The 259-nt window shown below is 47.5% G+C and carries 1 pseudogene; it reads left to right on the forward strand.

Annotation, left to right across the window (positions count from 1 at the left end):
• A pseudogene (locus tag SB658_RS25240) lies at window positions 1-259 on the forward strand (PTS transporter subunit EIIC); the annotation flags it as partial.

Consider the following 259-nt stretch of genomic DNA (forward strand, 5'->3'; position numbering starts at 1 on the left):
CAATCGTGCAAGCGGGCTGGCTTGATGGAAAATCCCAAGCGGCGATCATTTTAACCGTTATTGGTTCAGGGTTGTTCGCTTATCTCGGTATATTAGTTGGAACAAATGCCGCAAAGGAGTTTGGGGGCTCTCCTGCATTAGGCGCATTAGCTGGAATCCTCATTATTAACCCAGCCTCCGCAGAGATTATGCTATTTGGCACAAATATTCTACCAGGCAGAGGCGGACTTATCGGTGTTCTTCTAGCCGCCATCTTTAT

Origin of the sequence: Bacillus sp. SIMBA_008 (genome assembly GCF_046535495.1) — a bacterium.
Lineage (GTDB): Bacteria > Bacillota > Bacilli > Bacillales > Bacillaceae > Bacillus > Bacillus subtilis.